Genomic DNA, 20,132 nt, shown 5'->3' with positions numbered 1-20,132 from the left:
CATGGAACTTCTCGTCGCATCCGCCATCGGCATCCTGACGGCCTCTGGCCTCTACCTCGTGCTGCGCTTGCGGAGCTTTCCCGTCATCATGGGCACATCGCTGCTGACCTATGCGGTGAACGTCTTTCTCTTTGCCTCGGGCCGCTTGACCGTGGGCGCGCCGCCGATCCTGAGTGATGCCGCGCGCTATACCGATCCGCTGCCCCAAGCGCTGGTGCTGACCGCCATCGTGATTTCCTTTGGCATGACCGCCGTGGTGGTGATGATCGCCCTCGGGGCCTATCTGGGCAATAAGGATGATTATGTGGACGAGCCGCTGACCGATACCAAGGCGGAGGACCGCACATGACCCATTGGCTGATCCTGCCCATCGTGCTGCCTGCGTTTATCGCGCCTTTCATCATTCTGGCCGCACGCTATCACATCACCATCCAGCGGGTGCTGTCGCTGTTTGGCGCGCTGGCGCTGGTCGTTGTGGGGCTTGGCCTCTCGGTCGAGGCGGCGAGCGGCAATGTCATGCTCTACCGTCTCAGCGATTGGGCCGCGCCCTTCGGCATCGTGCTGGTGGGCGACCGCCTGTCGACGCTGATGGTCACGCTGACGGCGGTGCTGGCGCTGTTTGTGCTGCTCTATGTCATCGGGTCGAAATGGGACGAGCGCGGGCGGCATTTTCATGCGCTGTTCCAGTTCCAACTGATGGGCATCATGGGCGCCTTCCTGACCGGCGACCTTTTCAACCTTTTCGTCTTTTTCGAAGTGCTGCTGATCGCCTCCTACGGGTTGATGATCCACGCCGGTGGCACGCCGCGCCTGCGGGCGGGGGTGCAATATGTGCTCTATAACCTGCTGGGCTCGACGCTGTTTCTCTTTGCGCTTGGCGCCATCTATGCCGAGACGGGAACGCTCAACATGGCCGATCTGGCGCAGCGCGTTGCCCTGATCGACGCGGGCGCGACCGTGGGCATCCGCATTGCGGCGGTGTTGCTTTTGATGGTCTTTGCGGTCAAAGCCGCCGTGGTGCCGCTGCACTTCTGGCTCCCGTCGAGCTATGCCGAAGCGCCCGGCCCGGTGGCGGCGCTTTTCGCCATCATGACCAAGGTCGGCGCCTATGCGATCATCCGCGTCTATACGCTGATCTTCCCGCCCGAACTGGCCGTAACGGCGGATCTGCACACCACATGGCTGTTGCCTGCCGCACTGCTGTCGCTGGCGCTTGGCATGATCGGCGTGCTGGCGGCCAAGCAGCTGGACCGTATGGTGGCCTTTTCCGTCATCGGCTCCATGGGCATGGTGATGATCTCAATCGCGCTGTTCACGCCCGAGGGGATCGCGGCGGCGCTCTATTATATCGTGCATTCGACACTGGCCGCGGGCGCGCTGTTCTTGATCGCCGATCTGGCGCGGGCCGGGCGCGACAACCTTGATCTGACGGCGCAGCCGCAGGTGGCGGGGGCCAAGCTGACCTCGGCCCTGTTCTTTGTCGCGGCTATCGCCATGGTCGGCGTGCCGCCGCTCTCGGGCTTTCTGGGCAAGCTGCTGATCATGGATGCCGCTGCCGCCAGCGACTTCTGGGTCTGGATCTGGGCCGTGATCTTGGGCGCGAGCCTTTTGAGCCTCGTGGGCTTTGGCCGCGCGGGCAGCGTGGTCTTCTGGAAGGCGCGCAGCGTCAAGCCGGAGGAGGGGGCAACCCCGGCAGAGCGCCCCTCGGCGCTGAGCTATGTCGCGGTGGGCGGGCTCTTGGCCCTGCTGGTGGCACATACGCTGCTGGCCGGACCGGCCACCCAATATGCCACCACGATTTCAAAGCAATTGTTCGGGCCGGAACGTTACCTGACCACCGTGTTGGAGACCCCCGGCAAACTATCGGACGGCAAAGAGGAGGCCCATTGACATGATGCGACCGATCCGTTGGCTTTTGCCGCACCCGTTTCTGACCCTGCTGCTGACGGCGGTGTGGATCCTGCTGCAAAACAAGTTCAGCGCAGGCATGTTGGTCTTCGGCCTGATCCTCGGGATCGTGATCCCGGTATTGACCGCGCGGTGGTGGACCGACCGGCCCCAAGGCATCCGCCCGCTGCGCATGATCGCGTATGTGATCTTGGTCCTGTGGGATATCATCATCGCCAATATCCAAGTGGCGTGGATCATCCTGACCAAATCCAACGCCAGCATGTCGCCCGCTTGGGTCGTCGTGCCGCTGGATCTGAAAGAACCCGAGGCGATCACGATCCTGATGGGCACCATCACACTGACCCCCGGCACCGTCTCGGCGGACCTGTCGGACAACGGGCGCTACCTCTTGGTACACGCGTTGGACGCGAGCGACCCCGACGCGGTGCGCGATGAGATCAAAGACCGCTACGAACGCCGCTTGAAGGAGATTTTCGTATGACCCAAGCGACCGACCTTTTGACGCTGGCGCTTTATGGGGCGCTGACCCTCGTCGCCATTGCGCAGTTCATGGCGATGATCCGTCTGTGGATCGGCCCCGGCACCGGGGATCGTATTCTGGCGCTGGACACGATGTTCATCAACGCCATCGGCATCATCGTGCTTCTGGGCGTTTTGCAAGGCACGCAAATCTACTTTGAGGCCGCGCTGATCATCGCCATGCTCGGTTTCGTCTCGACCGTGGCCTATGCCCGTTTCGTCCTGCGCGGAGATATCATCGAATGAGCCCCGACGTCATCGCCACCTATTTCGTTATCGCGCTGCTGGTGATCGGCAGTTTCTTTGTGCTTGTCGCCGGGATTGGCTTGCTCAAGCTGAACGACCCGATGACGCGGCTGCACGCGCCGACCAAGGCCGCGACGCTGGGGATCGGGGCCTATCTGCTGGCGGCCATGGTGAACTCCTTCCTGTCGGGCACGGGGTCGCTGCACGAGCTGCTGATCATGGCATTCATCTTTGTCACCGCGCCGGTCTCGGCCAACTTCATGGCCAAGGCGAATATCCACCGCCGCGATTGCCTGCCGCATCCGCCCGAACTGCCGGATGGCGATACTTGGGCCACGCTGAACGTGCCGGAAGAAGACCGCGAGATCGAAGAGACTTCGCCCAACGCCTGAGGCGCGGGGCCAAGGTCGGATTCATTTCAAACTGTTACGATGGTGGAAACCTTTTCCTGCCAGCATAGGTTAATGGGCGGCGCTGCCCAACCGAAGCTGACCGAAAGGATCCTGCCATATGCGTCCGACCGCGCTTCTACTGATGTTGTTCCTGCCCTTCGCCGCGGCAGCGCAAGACCGTGTGGCGATGGTCATCGGGAACTCCGCCTATGAGGATGCCGCCACGCTCGACGGCCCGCGCGCGGATGCGGCGCGGCTGACTGAGGCGCTGGAGGGGCAGGGCTTCGACGTCACCACGCTGATCGACGCTGAGAGCGCGGCGTTCAAACAAGCGCTTTCCGACTTTGCCTTTCAGGCCGAAGCAGCGGATATCGCCCTGATTTACTACGCGGGCCGCCGTGTTGCCTCCGGTGGGCAGAGCTATCTGATCCCGGTTGATGCGCCCTTGGCCCCAGCCTCGGCGCTGCGGCGCGAGGGGGTGGCCCTGCCTGCGCTCCTGCGCGCGGCGGGCAAGGCGCGGCAGATACGGCTTGTTCTGCTCGACAACTGCCACGCCGCCCCGCAGCAAGCCACCGCGCCCCTGCCACCGCCTGAGCCACGCCTTGGCACCTTGGTCGTGACTTCTGGCGAGGTGGGCGCTTGTGACGAGAGCGGTGAAAACGCGGGCCTTTTCGCCGAAACGCTGGCCGAGGTGGTGGCCCAGCCGGAGGTCGAGGTCGGGGCCATGCTGGACGATTTCCGCGCGGCTTTGCGCAGCCGCAGCGGTGGCAGCCTCTCGGCGCGGCGCTTTGGGCGGCTGAACCCCACGCCGTTCTTCCTCGGCAGCGGTGACGGGGAAGCGGCCTCGGGGGGCTGGTCCGATTTGAACGAGACACAGGGCCAGCGTTTGGCCGAATTGGCGGGGCAGGGCGATACCCGCTCGCAACTCGGCCTCGCCGTCCTGCAAAGCGATCCCGACGATCCGCGCTATGATCCGCAGAATGCGGCGGCGCAGCTCATGCGCGCGATTGAGACCGGCTCAGCCGAAGCGCGCTATCAACTGGCCCAGCTCTACGAAGAGGGTCGGGGCGTGGAGCAAGACGAGGCCCGCGCGATGCAGCTTTATCGCGACGCTGCCGAGCGGGGCCATGCCGGGGCGTTGAACGATCTGGGCTTCATCCATTTGCAGGGCGAATTGGGGCAGGAGGCCGACCCCGAACTGGCGCTTGATTACTTCCGCCGTGCAGCCGACAGGCGACACCCTGCTGCGATGTTCAACTTTGCCGCGATGATCGACGATGACAAAGTGCCGGGGCGCGGGGCTGCGGATGCCGCGCTCTATCTCTACCGGGCACTGCGGGCGGGCGATGGCACGCTGCTGGGACTGATGCAGGAGGAGCCGCGTTTGTTCGACAGTGACACCCGTAAAGCACTGCAACGCAAGCTGTCGGATTCCGGGTTCTACGACGGTGCGATCGACGGGCTTTATGGCGATGGCACCCAAGCCGCGATCCGCGCGGCATTTGGGATGGAGGCTGGCGCGCTTCCGGGCGAAGCCACTGAAGCAACTGAGGAAACGCCGGAGGCCGAGACGTCGGAAACCTCTCCGATAGCGTCCGAGACGCCGCAGGAGGAGCCTGACCAAGAGCCGACAACCCAAGCCGAGGATGCCCCCGAAATTAACGCCGAGCCAGAGCCCGGCGTGGGTGAAAATGTCACCCCGGTTCTGCGCCCCAAACAGGCCGCGCGGGAGTAAGTTTTGAAACAAGTAGTATTGCGTTTTGCCCTCCAGTAAGTTGGCAAGATTAATCCGGTTGCAATATCGCGGCCGATGGCTTTTGATTGGCGCACCAGTCAATAAAAACTTCTCTGGGGAGAACACCAATGAAAAAACTGCTTATGACATCCGCTTTGGCGACGGTCGCCGCGACCTCGCTGGCCGCTGCCGAGTGTAGCGAAGTCACCTTCTCCGACGTCGGCTGGACCGACATCACCGCCACCACCGCCGCCACCTCTGTCGTGCTCGACGCGCTCGGCTATGACACCGAGACCAAGATCCTCGCCGTGCCGGTGACCTATACCTCCATGGCGTCCGGCGACATTGACGTGTTCTTGGGCAACTGGATGCCGACGATGGAAGGCGATATCGCCAAATACCGCGAAGAGGGTAGCGTCGATACCGTGCGCGCGAACCTTGAAGGCGCGAAATACACGCTGACCGTCAACAAGGCCGCCGCTGACATGGGCATCAAGACCTTCGCCGACATCGCTGCCAATGCCGACGCACTCGAAGGCAAGATCTACGGCATCGAGCCGGGCAATGACGGCAACCGTCTGATCCAGTCGATGATCGACGAGAATGCCTTTGAACTGGGCGACTTCGAAGTCGTCGAATCCTCCGAACAGGGGATGCTCGCTCAGGTGCAGCGCGCGAGCCGCAAGGAAGAGCCTGTTGTCTTCCTTGGTTGGGAGCCGCACCCGATGAACGCCAACTTCGACCTGACCTATCTTGAAGGTGGTGACGATTACTTTGGCCCCGATCTGGGCGGTGCGACGGTTTACACCAACACCCGCGCTGGTTTCGTCGAAGAATGCCCGAACCTTGGCAAATTTCTCCAGAACCTCGAATTCAGCCTTGAGATGGAGAATGAGATCATGGGCGCGATCCTCGATGACGGCGAAAAGCCGGAAGAGGCCGCCGCCGCTTGGATCAAGGCGAACGCCGACGTGCTCGACACATGGCTGGACGGTGTGACCACCGTCGATGGCGGCGATGCGATGGAAGCTGTCGCTTCGTTGAAGTGATCCTCACGCTATGATGGAAAAGACCCGCTCCAGATTGATGGGGCGGGTCATTCTCATGCGCATTCTCCAATCCTGAAGGACTGACATGGACTGGCTGACAGAAAACAAGATCCCCGTGGCCGATGTGGCCGAAGACGCGCTGGATTGGTTGCAAACGAACGGGGCGTGGTTCTTTGACGGGCTGTCGGACCTGATGGAGCGGCTGATCGAGGCGATCCTCTGGGTACTGCAAACCCCGCATCCGCTGATCCTGATCGCCGTCTTCGCCGCGATCACTTGGGCCATTCAGCGCAACTGGAAAACCGTGGCATTTGTGGTGCTGGGCTTTCTGTTCATTCTGAACCAAGATTACTGGGAAGAGACGATGGAGAGCCTGACGCTGGTGCTCTCGGCCTGTGTGGTCTGCATGGGCGTGGGCGTGCCGATTGGCATCGCCGTCGCGCATCGGCCCCGGCTTTATGCTTGGGTGGCCCCGGTTTTGGACCTCATGCAAACGTTGCCAACCTTCGTCTATCTGATCCCCGCGATTGTCTTTTTCGGCATTGGCATGGTGCCCGGGTTGATCGCCACGGTGATCTTCGTTTTGCCCGCGCCGATCCGGCTGACGCAGCTTGGCATCTCCTCGACCCCCAAGGCGCTTCTTGAGGCGGCGCAGGCGTTCGGCGCCAAGCCGCGCCAGACGCTGTGGAAGATTGAGCTGCCCTATGCGTTGCCGCAGATCATGACGGGTCTGAACCAGACCATCATGCTGTCGCTGTCGATGGTGGTGATCGCAGCATTGGTGGGCGCAGACGGTTTGGGCGTGCCGGTGGTGCGTGCCCTGAACCAAGTCAACACAGGCTTGGGATTTGAATCCGGGTTGGTGATCGTTGTCGTGGCGATCATGCTCGACCGTATCCTGCGGGTGGGACGGAAATGACGAAAGCAGTAGAATTCGATAACGTATCCATCGTCTTTGGCGACAAGCCGGAGAAGGCGCTGCCGCTGATGGACGAAGGCCAAAGCCGCGCCGAGATCGAAGCGGCGACCGGGCAGGTGCTGGGCGTGCATGATTGCTCGCTCACCGTTGAGAATGGCGAAATCCTTGTGCTGATGGGCCTGTCGGGCTCGGGCAAATCAACGCTGTTGCGGGCGGTGAACGGGCTGAACCCGATGGTGCGCGGCACCGTGCGGGTTCATGCCGAGGGCTGGTCCTGCGATGTGCATGAGAGCAACGCGGCAGAGCTGCGCCGGGTGCGCCGTGAAGGCGTGTCGATGGTGTTCCAACAGTTCGGCCTGCTGCCCTGGCGCACGGTGCGCGACAATGTGGCGCTTGGTTTGGAACTGTCCAATGTGCCCAAGGGCGAGCGGTTGGAGCGGGCCGAGCGGCAGTTGAAGCTGGTGGGGCTCAGCGACTGGGCCGACCGCAAGGTGGGGGAGCTTTCGGGCGGGATGCAGCAGCGTGTGGGCCTTGCCCGTGCCTTTGCCACCGAAGCGCCGATCCTGCTGATGGATGAGCCTTTTTCGGCGCTCGATCCGCTGATCCGTACGCGTTTGCAGGATGAGCTGTTGGACTTGCAACGCGATCTCAACCGCACGATCATTTTCGTGAGCCATGACCTTGATGAGGCGTTCAAACTGGGCGGACGTATCGCCATCATGGAAGGGGGGCGTATCGTGCAGATCGGCACCCCGCGCGAGATTTTCTCGAACCCCGCGTCGGATTATGTGGCGGAATTCGTGGCCGATATGAACCCGCTGGAGGTGTTGACCGCCCGTGATGTGATGGAGCCAGCCGATGGGGCCGCCCATCCCGAGACCAGCGCCGAGACGCCGGTGCGGGAGCTGATGGACGGTCTGCGCGGCCCGGAGGCGGGTTTCGCGGTGATGGAAGAGGGCCGGCAGATTGGCACGGTGACGGCGCATAGCATCGTGGAACGGCTAAAACGCTAGGGCGGGGGCCACCCGCCCCGGCAGCGCTGTCTCACGGAGGGCAGCGCTGCCCTCCGCGGTTAATAGGGTCAGTTCGCCGCTGTCCCAAGTGTTTTCAAGATCGGACAATCCGGCCGGTCATCGCCAGCGCAGTCGCGGACCAGCGTGCTGAGCGTGTCGCGCATCTCTTGCAGGCCGCTGATCTTGGCCTCGATCTGGGCCAGATGGTCCTTGGCGATGGCGCGCACATCAGCGCTGGCGCGGTTCTTGTCCTCCCATAGCGCCAGCAGGTTGCGGCAATCTTCGATGCTGAACCCCAGCGTGCGGGCGCGGCCCAGAAAGGCGAGCTTGTGCATCTCGCTTTCGCGGAAGGCACGGTAGCCATTGGCGTCGCGCAGCGGTTTGACCAACCCGATATCCTCGTAATAGCGGATGGTTTTGGGCGGCAACCCGGTGCGTTGTGAGACTTCTCCGATGTTCATGGGACGATCCTATTCTGCGGCTACGTCTGCGGCCACGGGGGCGGCGGCCCGGGGGCCGTGGGATGGGGTGGCGCTCTCAGTCAGAGGGGCGGCGATCCAGCGCAGGCGCAGGGCATTGCTGAGAACGAAAACGCTCGACAAGGCCATTGCCCCGGCAGCCAGCGCGGGCGACAAGAGCCAACCGGTCAGCGGGTAGAAGGCGCCAGCGGCCACGGGGATCAGCAGGACGTTATAGCCGAAGGCCCAGAAGAGGTTTTGCCGGATATTCGCCATGCTGCGCTGGCTTACGTCGATGGCATTGACCACGGCGCGCAGATCGCCCGACATCAGCACCACATCCGCCGCTTCGATCGCCACATCAGTGCCGGTGCCGATGGCCAGCCCGACATCAGCCTGCGCAAGCGCGGGCGCGTCGTTGATCCCGTCGCCCACGTAGGCGATGCGGTTGTCGCCTTTTCTCAGGTCGTCGATGGCGGCCACTTTGCCATCGGGCAGCACCTCGGCGACGACGCGGTCGATGCCCAGTTGCGCCGCGATGGCCTCTGCCGTGCCGCGGTTGTCGCCGGTAATCATCGCCACTTCGAGGTTGAGGTCGTGCAGCCGCGCGATGGCCTCGGGCGTGCCGGGTTTGATCGGGTCCGCCACGGCGATGACCGCCGCTAGTTTGCCGTCGATCGCGGCGAAAAGCGGGGTTTTGCCGTCCTTGGCCAGATCCGCGCTGATCCGCTGGGCATTGCCCAGATCAATCCCCTCGCGGGTCATGAGCCGGTCCGCGCCAAGCGTGACACGGCGGCCTGCCACCAATGCGCTGACGCCGTAGCCGGTATGGGATTGGAAGTCGCTCACCTCGCGCGGCACGGGGCCAGCCGCTTCGGCCCGGCGCAGAATGGCTTGGGCGATGGGATGTTCCGAGCGCGCCTCGACCGCGCCGATCAGGGGCAGCACCTCATCTTCGGTCAGGTCGTCCATCAGCACCAGATCGGTAAGTTCGGGGGTGCCCTTGGTCAGTGTGCCGGTCTTGTCCAAGGCAACGGTCTTGACGCCCTGTAGGCTTTGCAGCGCATCGCCTTGCCGGAACAGCACGCCCAATTGCGCCGCCCGCCCGGTGCCGACCATGATCGACGTGGGCGTGGCTAGCCCCATGGCACAGGGGCAGGCGATGATCAGCACCGCCACCGCCGCCACCAATGCGTGGCTGAGCGAAGGGCCGAAGGCCAGCCACAGGCCAAAGGTCACCAGCGCCACGGCGATCACCGCGGGGACGAACCATAGGGTGATGCGGTTGACCAAGTCCTGAATGGGCAGTTTCGCGCCTTGGGCCTCTTCGACCATGCGGATGATCTGCGCCAGAACCGTGTCGCCGCCCACCTTGGTGGCGCGATAGGTCAGGCTGCCGGTGCCATTAATCGTGCCGCCGACGAGAGCCGCACCGCCGATCTTTTCCACCGGCACAGGCTCACCGGTGATCATGCTTTCATCGACATAGGATTGCCCTTCGACGACGATGCCGTCGGTGGCGATCTTCTCGCCCGGGCGGAGGTAGATGATGTCGCCCGTTTCGATCTTTTCCAAGGGCAGTTCGATGACGGCGCCGTCGCGCTCCACCCGTGCGCTGGTGGCGCGCAGGCCCATGAGCTTGGCAATCGCGGCCCCGGTGCGCCCCTTGGCGCGGGCCTCAAGATAGCGGCCCAGCAGGATCAGCGTGACGATCACGGCGGCGGCTTCGAAATAGACCACGCGGCTGCCTTCGGGCAGCAGCCCCGGCGCAAAGAGCGCGGTGACCGAGTAGAGCCACGCCGCCCCCGATCCGAGTGCCACGAGAGAGTTCATATCCGGCGCGCCCTTCGCCAGCGCAGGCAGGCCATTGCTATAGAAATGCCGCCCCGGCCATGCCAGCACGAGGGTGGTGAGGAGGAACTGGATGAGCCAGCTTGTCTCCGTCCCGATGGTCGCCGCGATCCAATGGTGAAAAGCGGGCACCAGATGGCCGCCCATCTCAAGCACGAAAACGGGTAAGGTGAGCGCGGCGGCCAGCAGGGTCATCCGTTTGAGGTGGATGGCCTCCGCTTCCTTACGCGTCGCGGCCTCGGGGGTGCCCGCCTCGGGCGTGTCGACGCTGGCGGGATAGCCCGCCTTTGCCGCCGCATCGCGCAGGGCGGGCAAAAGATCGGCGTCTTCCAATGTTTCGACTCGCGCCTCTTCGCTGGCGAGGTTGACCGTGGCCGAGAGCACCCCCGGCACCGCAAGCAGCGCGCGTTCCACACGGCCCAGGCAGGAGGCGCAGGTCATGTTTGACAGCCGCAACCGATGGGTGGTCTTGCGCGCCGGGTAGCCCGCCTGCGCCAAGGCGGTATCGAGCTCGCCCGCGTCAAGCGCGGGGTGTGCCGTCACGCGCACGGTTTCTGCCGCAAGATTCACCCGGGCCTCGTCGACCCCCTCCAGCGCGTTTAGCGCTTTTTCGACACGCCCCACACAGGACGCGCAGCTCATGTTCTGCACGCCAAACGTGAGTGTTTCCGCTTTGCCCATTTCACGCCCTCTATTCGTCTTGGGCTGAATATGGGGCTTCCAGTTGCTGGAGGGTCAATAGGTCATTTTCGGAAAATTGATTTGGTAGCACGGCGGCACAGGCGCGGCAGCTTTGGGCCCTGCTAAGGCACAGAGGCATATGCACAAGAGCGACCACCACCTATCCCTTCACCGCCCGTATAACCGGAAGCATATCTTAATACCTTTCTGCGTAAGTCCTCAGAACCCGCTTCGTCGCTAAGCTGTGTCTTAAAAGGTTGTGAGCAAAGATATGCATTTTTACACTTATTTTCTCGGCACGTTCACGGCGCAGCACTTGCGCCGCCTTTGGGCCTTGGCAGGGCAGGGGCCTTGGCTTCGGATGATCGCGGCATCGTTTTGGACATTGTTCTTGTTGGCTTTGCTGACCAGAGCCGCCTTGGCGCAGCAGCTCATTCTCAATCCCGTCGCCGCGCCCACCGTGGTCGGGGCGGGTGTGGGCGAGCGGGCCTTGTGGCGCAACGCGGGCACGGTTGGCGGGGTGTCGGTCGATATCGTCGGTGAAATGGCCTTTGCCGGGCGGGATCATATTTTCGCCTCGGGCAATGGGCAAATCCAGATTACCTCGACCGGGCAAGACCCGCATTTCATGGATTTCTACCTCTATGAAGCAGGCACCCATAACATCACGACCAATACCGGCGGGGTGCCGGTGGTGGCGGATGTTTTCTTTCAGATTAATGATATCGACGGTCCGTTGAACGAGCAGGTCTATGTGAACGTCTGCGACGGCACGGTTGAATATGTCCGCATTGACCGCAGCGCGACGACCTATCGGGGCTATATCGAAGGGCCGGATGCAAACCTCGGGACAGAGGTGTTCTATCTTGCCGGGGACCGCAACTATAGCAATCAGCCGGTATCGGGGCTTGAGATCTTCTACCCGCAGACTTCGACCTTCCGCTTTGGTCGGACCGCCAACAGTGGCTTCCTCGTCCGGCTCGCCAACCCGACCTATGACGACGCGCAGACCTATGACCTGCAATGCGGTGACTTCAAAGCGCCCGTTTTGCAGGACGATCTGAAAGAACAGGTGCTGAGCGAGCCTGTGGTGGTCAACATCCTGTTCAACGACAGTGTGGCGACTGAGAATAACAATGCACCGGCCAATAATTCGGGCCAGCCCAGCGAATATGCGAAACAGGCTGTCGATCTGATTCCCCCTGCCGGCGCGCAGAACATCGTGACCGATTCCGAAGGCCACCGGGTGGGTTTCGACATTCTGGGGGAGGGCACATGGAGCTATGACGACCTGACCGGGGAGCTGACCTTTACCCCCTTCGTCGCCTTCTTTGCCGCGCCGACGCCGATCAGCTACCGCTATCAATCGCCCATCATCCTGCCGAATGAGCCGCGGGCCTATTCCGCGCCCGCGCAGGTCTCGATCGATGTGGGCTCTGTCGGTCTGCTGAAACTGGCGCAATTGGTCGATACCAACCTTAACGGCTACGCCGATCCGGGTGAGACTATCGCCTATGTCTTTACCGCTGAGAACTTCGGCAATGTCGATCTGTCCAATGTGCAGCTTGCCGAGACGCAGTTCAGCGGCAAGGGCGTGCCCCCGGTGATCACCTTTCAGGCCGCCACGTCGCTGTCGCCCGAAGGCACGCTGCTGGTCGGGGAGAAGGCCGTCTATACGGCGACCTACACGCTGGTGCCTGAGGATTTGGACACCACGATCAGCAACCAAGCGCAGGTCACGGCCCAGACACCGGGGGGGACAGCAGTCTCGGACCTGTCGGATTCCGAGAACCCCGGTGACGGGGATGGCGTGGCGTCGAACGGGCCGGGCGAAGGGCGTGATGATCCCACGACGATCTACGCAGGCTCCGGCCCCGACCGGGGGGATGCGCCGGTCACCTATGGCGATCCGCAGCATGCGGACACCGCGCAATATTGGATCGGCGCGCTGAATGGTGACGGCGATGGCTCGGCGCAACATTCCGTCGATGGCACCGGCGATGACCTCGACGGTAAGGATGACGAAAGCGAAGAGAGCTTTCCCCAGCTCTATGGCGATCTGACCCGCACGGTGACCGTGGTGGTCAACGAACCCACCCCCGGCACCGGCTATCTGCAGGCTTTCGTCGATTTCGGCGGCGATGGCCTCTTCCTTGGCGATCAGGTTGCGACAGATATCCAAGACGGCGGGGCGCAAGACCTCGACGGGGTGGTGAATGGTGAGATTTCATTCCCCGTCAGCGTGCCGGTCACCGCCGTTCTGACCCCGACCTTCGTCCGACTGCGCTGGTCTTCGACCGCGGGGCTCGATGCGATCACCCCCGCCCCGGATGGGGAGGTCGAAGACTATGGCATCACCATCAAGACACCGCCCGACGCCGACCGGGGCGATGCCCCGGCGAGCTATGGCGATCCGCAGCATATCATCGAAGGCCCGGGCGCACCTGAGGTCTATCTGGGCAGCACACCGCCGGATATCGATCTGCTGACGCAGAACTCCATCGGGGCCACGGGGGATGATGCCGACGGGTCGGATGATGAAGACGGGGTGATCCTGCCGCAATTCTACCGTGGTGGTCTGGCCGAGATCACGGTGACAGTCAGCGATCTGATTGCCGCGCCGGGGTCGTCATATCTGCAGGCCTTTATCGACTTCGATGGCGATGGCACCTTTGACCAAGCCGGGGAGCAGGTGGCGGTGAACCTGCAAGACGGCGGCCCGCAGGATAAGGACGGCCTCAGCAATGGCACGATCCTTTTCGAAGTGGCTGTGCCCGCGGGGGCCACGACACTGCCTACCTATGCCCGCTTTCGCTGGTCGACCGACAGCACTGGCCTTGTCACAGCTTTTGAGGGGGAGGTGGAGGACTATACCCTCACCATTTCAAGCGATCCGCCGCCGCTGGTCTGCGATGCTTCGCTCTATGCCATCGTCGACAGCCCCTCAGCGCTGAGGCGTATGACCTTCCGCGATGGTGGGGGGAGCTATGCCACGACGGTTGAGACCTCGGGCAGCACCGGACAGAACCGCGACGGCGCCTGGGGCTATAACGCGCTGGACGGCTATATCTACGGCGTGGATCAAAGTAGCCGCAGGCTTTTCCGGATCGATGGCGCGGGCGACATTACGGACTTCGGTAATATCCCCGGGGCGGGGGATGCGTTGAACGCGGGGGATATTCTGCCGAATGGGCGGCTGATCTACGAAGTGGATCTGAATACATGGCAGATCGTCGATCTGAGCAATCCCGCCACGCCGATCGCCTTGGGCGAGATCAGCCTCTCCATCGGCGTCAATCCCGAAGACCTCGCCTTCAACCCCGTGGATGGCATCATGTATGGGATCGACAGAAACTCGGGCTTCCTGTTCCGCGCTGCGGTCAACAACGGCACCCCGGGGAGCGTGACACCCCAAGCGATCGGCCCTGCCGTCTATGCGGGCATGTTCGACGCGCTGTGGTTCGACCGTGACGGCAGGCTCTATGGCTATTCCAACACCACCAACAACCTCTTTGTCATCTCAACGGCGACAGGTGTGCCGCAACTGGTATCCGGCATTCCGGTCGATGAAGGCGGGCGCAGCGATGGCATCTCCTGCCGGGGGCCTGCACCGATCCCACTGGGGGGCATCTCGGGCAACATCTATGAAGACGCGGATGCCTCGGACGTGAAAGACAATGGGGAGACCAATTTCGGCGCGGGCGTGGGCATCTCGGTCTATGCCGACAATGGCACCCCGGCCAATACCGCCGATGACATCTTTCTAGCAACCACGGATACCTTGGCTGATGGCACCTATGCGGTGGGGGAGTTGATGGTGAACACGACCTACCGTGTCGCATTGGACGAGGCGGACCCCGATCTGCCTTCGGGGCTCACCATCGGCACGTCCAACCCGCTGCTTGGCGTTCCTGTCTCCGGCAATAGCGTGACAAGTGACCAAGACTTTGGATTCGATCCGGCTGGCAGTGACCTCGAACTCAGCAAAATCGCCGCCGCTACCGGGACCACGACACCGATCACCAATGTATCGGAGGGGGATACCATCGATTGGATCATCACCATCACCAATGTCAGCGGTGGCTCGCCCTCGGGGGTCAAAGTGATCGACCAGATCCCAAGCGGTTTCGCCTATGTCTCGGACGACGCGCCCGCGACGGGGGATACCTATGACCCCGACACGGGCTTGTGGTTCGTGGATGAACTGCTGAGCGGAGAGAGCGAGACCTTGACCATCACCACCACGGTACTCGGCAGCGGTGATTTCACCAATCAGGCCGAGATCATCTATAGCTCTCTGCCCGATCCCGACAGCGATCCCAGCACGGGGCCGCTGACCGATGACCTGTTCGACCAACTGCCCGACGATGACGAAGCCTCCTATTCCGTGACCCTCGTCACCGGAGAGCGGATTTTGACGGGCCGTGTCTTCATCGATAATGGGGCAGATGACGGTACCGCCCATGACGCCCTGCGCAACGGCAGCGAAGGGGGGGCATCTTCGGCGGTGTTGGAGATCCTCGACAGTGGCGGTGCGGTACTGGCCACCCCCGGTCTCGCGACCGATGGCACTTGGAGCTATGGGCTTTCTGGCAGCTACAGCGGGCCGATCACGATCCGCGCGATCCCGGCGAATGACTACCGGGCGATTTCGGAAGCGACGACCGGACTGCCCGATTTGGTCAACACCAACCCGCATGACGGTGAATTCACCTTCACGCCCGAGGCTTTCGGCAATCGCATGGGGCTGGACATCGGTCTGCTGCAACTGCCCAGTCTGACCAACGACCGGACCACGACCGTCGCACAGGGGCAGGTTGCGACCCTGCCGCATATCTATACCGCCACCTCAGACGGGCAGGTGACCTTCTCCTACGCCGGTGCCACTTCGACCCCCACCGGCGCGTTCAGCGCGGCGCTGTTCCAAGATATCGGCTGTGACGATAGCGTCGACGGGCCGATCACCGGCCCCATCGCCGTCACCACGGGGCAGACCATCTGTATCGTCTCACGGGTGTCAGCCGGTTCGGGCGCTGGGCAGGGGAGTACTTACGTCTATCAGGTGCTGGCGACCACGGCATTCGCCCGGACCACGGTGACCAGTTCGGCCAGCAATACCGATGAGGTCTCGGTCGGGGGGCGTTCGACCCAGATTGAACTGCGCAAAACGGTCGAGAATGAGACCCAAGGCACTGGGGAGGGCACCACCAACCTCGGCAGTGTGAATGATATCCTTCTTTACCGCATCTATCTGCAAAACAACGCGACCACGCAGGCGTCGAACGTCAAGATCTACGACAGAACCCCGCCTTATACGCAGCTGTCGGAGCCTATCGTCGATCCGCAACAGGTCTCGCCCAACCTCAGCTGTGATCTGGTGGTGCCGGCAAGCAATGTGGCCAGCTATGCCGGGACGATCGAGTGGAATTGCACGGGCCAGATGTTGCCGGGGGAGACGGGGGCCGTGCAATTCAGGGTCGGCATTCAATAGGTCGATAGTGCTTGTCGGAGTGGCGGTGCATTTTGATGCGCCGCCGCCCGTTTTTTGGCGGATGATCAACATTGATGCGCATAGGAAAACGGCACCTAGGCAGGGCTGTCGATCTTGGCATGGTGGACCCCCGTCATACGCGCGCTATCGCTTGCCTTCCCCCGCGGAGCCTGCAAACGGTAGAGTAAGCACCACGGGCCCCGTCGCCCCGACCAACCCCCCTAAGGACCGCCCATGACCAAGTTCTGCCTGACCGTGACCTGCCCCTCGCAACGCGGGATCGTTGCCGCCATCGCCAATTACATTGCCGAAACCGGCTGCAACATCACCGACAGCGCGCAGTTCGACGACACCGAAAACGGCCAGTTCTTCATGCGCATCAGCGCCGAGGCCGAAACCGGTGCCACGCTCGAAAGCCTGCGCGAAGGGTTCACAGCGGTCGCGGAACCCTTTGGCATGACCTATGAATTTCACGACCAAGACACCACGATGAAGGTCGTGGTCATGGTCTCGCGCTTTGGCCACTGCCTGAACGATCTGCTCTACCGTGTGCGCATCGGTGCGCTCCCGATTGAGATCGTCGCCGTGATCTCAAACCATATGGACTATCAAAAGGTCGTGGCGAACCATGACATTCCATTTCACTGCATTAAGGTGACGAAGGAGAACAAACCGCAGGCCGAAGCGCGGATCATGGAAGTGGTCGAGGAAACCGGCGCGGAGCTGATCGTGCTGGCGCGCTACATGCAGATTCTGTCGGACGCCATGTGCCAAAAGATGTCGGGGCGGATCATCAACATTCACCATTCCTTTCTGCCGTCCTTCAAGGGGGCGAACCCCTACAAACAGGCCTATGAACGGGGCGTGAAATTGATCGGTGCCACGTCGCATTACGTCACCGCCGATCTGGACGAGGGGCCGATCATCGAACAGGACATCGTGCGCATCACCCATGCGCAAAGCGCCTCGGATTATGTCTCGCTCGGTCGCGATGTGGAGGCGAGCGTCTTGGCGCGCGCGATTCACGCCCATGCCCACCACCGGGTCTTTCTGAATGGCAATAAAACCGTGGTCTTTCCCGCATCGCCCGGCAGTTACAGCTCCAAGCGAATGGGTTAGGGGCCACGGCCCCGCGTCTGCCGAATGCGGCGGGGGCGCGGGGCCATCGGGCGGCTTGGTCGCGCCTGTAGGCAGGCGTAAACTAGCGTCCAACAGCAGTGGATCAGCGCATGATTTAAAGAGAGAAGTGGTGCCCCCACACGGACTCGAACCGCGGACCTACTGATTACAAATCAGTTGCTCTACCAGCTGAGCTATAGGGGCACTGAGGGCTCATTTAGAGAAAGGAGCCGGGGGGTGCAAGAGGGGAAATGCGAGATTCTTTCGGATTTTACACGCGCGCCGGGACGGGCTATTCAACGCCGAGATTTTCAAGGGTAAGCAGAGTATCATGCAGCTCGTTTTGCACACAGGTGTTCATTTCACGGAAGACGAGCGGCTGCTGAAATGCCTGCTGCGCAATCAGGACGATTTCGCCAAGACGGGCGTCAAAGTGCCCGGGCCCAGCACCTATCGCAACCTGTTCCGTGACACGCTCAACGCGATGCATAAGGCGGAGCCGTCGGAGATGGCGCGGGACGTTTTGCTGGATGCGATCCTCGATGATGGGACAGCCAGCCGGGTGATCCTATCGGATGCGAATTTCTTCCGCTCGCCTGCCACGGCCCTGCAAGAAGGCGTGCTTTATCCCGCCGCCGCCGTGCGCATGCTGCGGATGGCGCAGCTTTTCCCCGAAGATGAGATTCGCATCTTTATGGCGATCCGCAATCCCGCCTCCCTCGTGCCGGTGCTTTATGAGAAAGCGGCGGATAAAACCTCGGCCGCGTTCTGGGGGGAGCGGGGGCCGGAGGACCTGCGTTGGTCCGAGACGATTGGCCAGCTGCGCGAGGCCGCGCCGGGGATTCCCATCACCCTGTGGTGCAATGAAGACGCGCCGCTTATCTGGGCGCAGATCATTCGGGAGATGGCGGGGCTGGCGCCCGAGACCAAGATCAAGGGCGGTTTCGATCTTTTGCAGACGATCATGTCGGAGGAGGGGATGAAACGCTTTCGCGGCTATCTCGACACTCATCCCGATATGTCCGAGGCGCAGAAGCGCCGCGTGATCACCGCGTTCCTCGACAAATACGCGCTGGAGGAAGAGATCGAAGAAGAGCTCGACATGCCCGGCTGGACCGAGGAATTGGTCGAGCGGATGACGGCGATCTATGACGCGGATGTCGAGGTCATCCGCGCCATGCCGGGCGTCACCCTGATCGCGCCCTAAGTCCCGGCCAATTCGGTGATCACGTCATAGGCCATGGCCACATCTTCGGCCGTGGCGGTGAAGGCACCTGCCTGAAAGCGGATCACGAATGCTCCGTCGATCCGGGTCTGGGTCAGGTAAATGCGCCCGTCGTCGTTGATCCGGTTCAGCAGGTCTTGGTTATGGGCATCGAGCTCTGCGGCACCGAGATGGCGGAAGGTGAAGAGCGAGAGCATCGGCTGGGTCACGATCTCGAACCCCTCCGTCGCGTCCAGCCGGGCGGCCAAATCCTGCGCCCATGTCACATGGTTGCGGATCATCTCGCGCAGCCCCTCCAGCCCATGGGCGCGGATCAGGAACCACAGTTTGAGCGCGCGGAAACGGCGGCCCAGCGGCACGGACCATTCGGAATAGTTCACCACGCCATCCGCGCCATGGGTCTTCAGGTACTCTGGCTGAATTGCCAAGGTGCGCACCAGATCGTCGGGATTGCGCAAAAAGTGGGTCGTGCAGTCAAACTGCGCCCCCAGCCATTTATGCGGGTTCATCACCACCGAGTCCGCCCGTTCGACCCCGGCCCAGAGACTGCGGAATTCAGGGCAGATCATCGCCGACCCGGCCCAAGCGGCGTCGACATGGGTGTAGAGACCTTCGGCCTCGGCCACATCCATCACGGCGGCAATGTCATCGCTGGCCCCCGCACTGGTGCCGCCAGTGCAGGCGATGATGCCTGCAGGCAGATGCCCCGCCGCGCGGTCGGCGGCGATGGCGGCGCGGAGCGCCTCGGCATCCATCGCGCGGCTCGCCCCTTGGGTCGGAATGCGGACAAGGTTCTCTTCGCCCAACCCCGCGATCCAGATGGCCCGGTCGACCGAGGTATGCACCTCTGCCGAGCAATAGACCCGCAGGCGCGGTTGGCCCGACAGCCCCGCCTTGTTGCCCTGCCAATCAAGCGCGCGTTCGCGCATTGTCAGCACGGCACAAAGCGTGGCGGAACTGGCGCTGCCTTGGATCACCCCGGTGAAGCCATCCGGCAGGCCGATCGCCTGACGCATCCAATCGCAAACGCGGGTCTCCAACTCCGTCGCTGCCGGAGAGGTCTGCCAAAGCATGCATTGCGCCGCGATGGCCGAGACGAAATATTCCGCCAGCACCGAGACCGGCGCGGCATTGGCGGGAAAATAGGCAAAGAAGCGGGGGTGCTGCCAATGGGTCATGCCGGGCATGAGAGTCTGTTCGAAATCGTCGAAGATCGCCTGCATCGCCTCGGCCCCTTCGGGCGGGGCATCGGGCAGGGCGGAAAGCACCGCGCCGGGGGCCACCTGCGCGCGCACCGGGCGGTTGCGCAGACCCGCGTGGTAATCGGCGGCCCAATCGGCGGCGCGGCGGCCCCAAGCTCGGAACTCCTCCCAATTCATGCGCCGCTCCCTTGCTGTGGAATTCTGGTTGTCATCCGCATTTCCTGCCCCATGTTGTTGTATTGTCTCACTGTTGTTCCGCTGGGCTTGACCTCTTCAAGAATGTTGTCGCAGCGGCTATGGTGGTCGTCACGCCCTTTTGGG

The 20,132-nt window shown here is 62.5% G+C and carries 15 protein-coding genes and 1 tRNA gene; 12 read left to right on the top strand and 4 right to left on the bottom strand.

Annotated elements, in window-relative coordinates; translation table 11 throughout:
- Nucleotide 1 precedes the first annotated feature (1 nt).
- The 9 genes from ACGYK2_RS02945 to choV all read left to right on the top strand — a co-directional run bounded on the left by ACGYK2_RS02945 (nucleotide 2) and on the right by choV (nucleotide 7,784).
- Nucleotides 2–349 (top strand): Na+/H+ antiporter subunit C, encoded by a 348-nt coding sequence (locus ACGYK2_RS02945; RefSeq protein WP_271689809.1) that lies wholly within the window; start codon nucleotides 2–4, stop codon nucleotides 347–349.
- The gene (locus tag ACGYK2_RS02940) at nucleotides 346–1,890 is read left to right on the top strand and encodes a monovalent cation/H+ antiporter subunit D (protein ID WP_271689810.1); all 1,545 of its coding nucleotides are present in this window, start codon (nucleotides 346–348) and stop codon (nucleotides 1,888–1,890) included. The genes ACGYK2_RS02945 and ACGYK2_RS02940 overlap by 4 nt, the downstream gene beginning before the upstream one ends.
- Nucleotide 1,891: 1 nt before the next feature.
- A complete protein-coding gene (locus ACGYK2_RS02935; protein WP_271689811.1) occupies nucleotides 1,892–2,392 on the top strand; it encodes a Na+/H+ antiporter subunit E in 501 nt (166 codons plus the stop codon).
- Nucleotides 2,389–2,676 (top strand): K+/H+ antiporter subunit F, encoded by a 288-nt coding sequence (locus ACGYK2_RS02930; protein ID WP_067260936.1) that lies wholly within the window; start codon nucleotides 2,389–2,391, stop codon nucleotides 2,674–2,676. The genes ACGYK2_RS02935 and ACGYK2_RS02930 overlap by 4 nt, the downstream gene beginning before the upstream one ends.
- Nucleotides 2,673–3,068, top strand: coding sequence for a monovalent cation/H(+) antiporter subunit G (mnhG, locus tag ACGYK2_RS02925; RefSeq protein WP_271689812.1), 396 nt, complete (start codon nucleotides 2,673–2,675; stop codon nucleotides 3,066–3,068). Before ACGYK2_RS02930 ends, mnhG begins: the two co-directional genes overlap by 4 nt.
- Nucleotides 3,069–3,186: 118 nt before the next feature.
- Nucleotides 3,187–4,803 (top strand): caspase family protein, encoded by a 1,617-nt coding sequence (locus tag ACGYK2_RS02920; protein ID WP_271689813.1) that lies wholly within the window; start codon nucleotides 3,187–3,189, stop codon nucleotides 4,801–4,803.
- A 128-nt stretch (nucleotides 4,804–4,931) separates the two neighbouring features.
- Nucleotides 4,932–5,852, top strand: a complete 921-nt coding sequence (gene choX / locus ACGYK2_RS02915; protein ID WP_271689814.1) for a choline ABC transporter substrate-binding protein — start codon at nucleotides 4,932–4,934, stop codon at nucleotides 5,850–5,852.
- Nucleotides 5,853–5,937: 85 nt separating this feature from the next.
- Nucleotides 5,938–6,771 (top strand): choline ABC transporter permease subunit, encoded by an 834-nt coding sequence (gene choW, locus ACGYK2_RS02910; RefSeq protein WP_067260944.1) that lies wholly within the window; start codon nucleotides 5,938–5,940, stop codon nucleotides 6,769–6,771.
- Nucleotides 6,768–7,784 carry a choline ABC transporter ATP-binding protein gene (choV, locus tag ACGYK2_RS02905; protein WP_271689815.1) on the top strand — a complete coding sequence of 339 codons (1,017 nt, stop codon included), beginning with the start codon at nucleotides 6,768–6,770 and terminating at the stop codon, nucleotides 7,782–7,784. The genes choW and choV overlap by 4 nt, the downstream gene beginning before the upstream one ends.
- A 68-nt stretch (nucleotides 7,785–7,852) precedes the next feature.
- Here the strand turns inward: choV and cueR are convergent, their stop codons facing one another.
- Both cueR and ACGYK2_RS02895 read right to left on the bottom strand, forming a co-directional pair.
- Nucleotides 7,853–8,245 carry a Cu(I)-responsive transcriptional regulator gene (cueR, locus tag ACGYK2_RS02900; RefSeq protein ID WP_067260948.1) on the bottom strand — a complete coding sequence of 131 codons (393 nt, stop codon included), beginning with the start codon at nucleotides 8,243–8,245 and terminating at the stop codon, nucleotides 7,853–7,855.
- A gap of 9 nt (nucleotides 8,246–8,254) precedes the next feature.
- A complete protein-coding gene (locus ACGYK2_RS02895; RefSeq protein WP_271689816.1) occupies nucleotides 8,255–10,774 on the bottom strand; it encodes a heavy metal translocating P-type ATPase in 2,520 nt (839 codons plus the stop codon).
- A gap of 271 nt (nucleotides 10,775–11,045) precedes the next feature.
- Between ACGYK2_RS02895 and ACGYK2_RS02890 the strand changes: the two genes are divergently transcribed.
- Both ACGYK2_RS02890 and purU read left to right on the top strand, forming a co-directional pair.
- Nucleotides 11,046–16,265, top strand: coding sequence for a DUF11 domain-containing protein (locus tag ACGYK2_RS02890; RefSeq protein WP_271689818.1), 5,220 nt, complete (start codon nucleotides 11,046–11,048; stop codon nucleotides 16,263–16,265).
- A 234-nt stretch (nucleotides 16,266–16,499) separates the two neighbouring features.
- A complete protein-coding gene (gene purU, locus ACGYK2_RS02885) occupies nucleotides 16,500–17,384 on the top strand; it encodes a formyltetrahydrofolate deformylase (protein ID WP_271689820.1) in 885 nt (294 codons plus the stop codon).
- Between the two features lie 128 nt (nucleotides 17,385–17,512).
- Here the strand turns inward: purU and ACGYK2_RS02880 are convergent.
- Nucleotides 17,513–17,588: transfer RNA gene (locus tag ACGYK2_RS02880), tRNA-Thr, on the bottom strand.
- Between the two features lie 127 nt (nucleotides 17,589–17,715).
- On the opposite strand from ACGYK2_RS02880, the gene ACGYK2_RS02875 reads away from it, so the two are divergent.
- Nucleotides 17,716–18,591, top strand: a complete 876-nt coding sequence (locus ACGYK2_RS02875) for a hypothetical protein (RefSeq protein ID WP_271689821.1) — start codon at nucleotides 17,716–17,718, stop codon at nucleotides 18,589–18,591.
- On the opposite strand, the gene ACGYK2_RS02870 is transcribed toward ACGYK2_RS02875, so the two are convergent.
- Nucleotides 18,588–19,988, bottom strand: a complete 1,401-nt coding sequence (locus ACGYK2_RS02870; protein ID WP_271689822.1) for a pyridoxal-dependent decarboxylase — start codon at nucleotides 19,986–19,988, stop codon at nucleotides 18,588–18,590. The genes ACGYK2_RS02875 and ACGYK2_RS02870 overlap by 4 nt on opposite strands.
- Nucleotides 19,989–20,132: the final 144 nt, after the last annotated feature.

Source organism: Sulfitobacter sp. 1A10359 (genome assembly GCF_043558145.1).
Lineage (GTDB): Bacteria > Pseudomonadota > Alphaproteobacteria > Rhodobacterales > Rhodobacteraceae > Sulfitobacter > Sulfitobacter faviae.
This window is presented reverse-complemented; position numbering and strand designations above follow the sequence as displayed.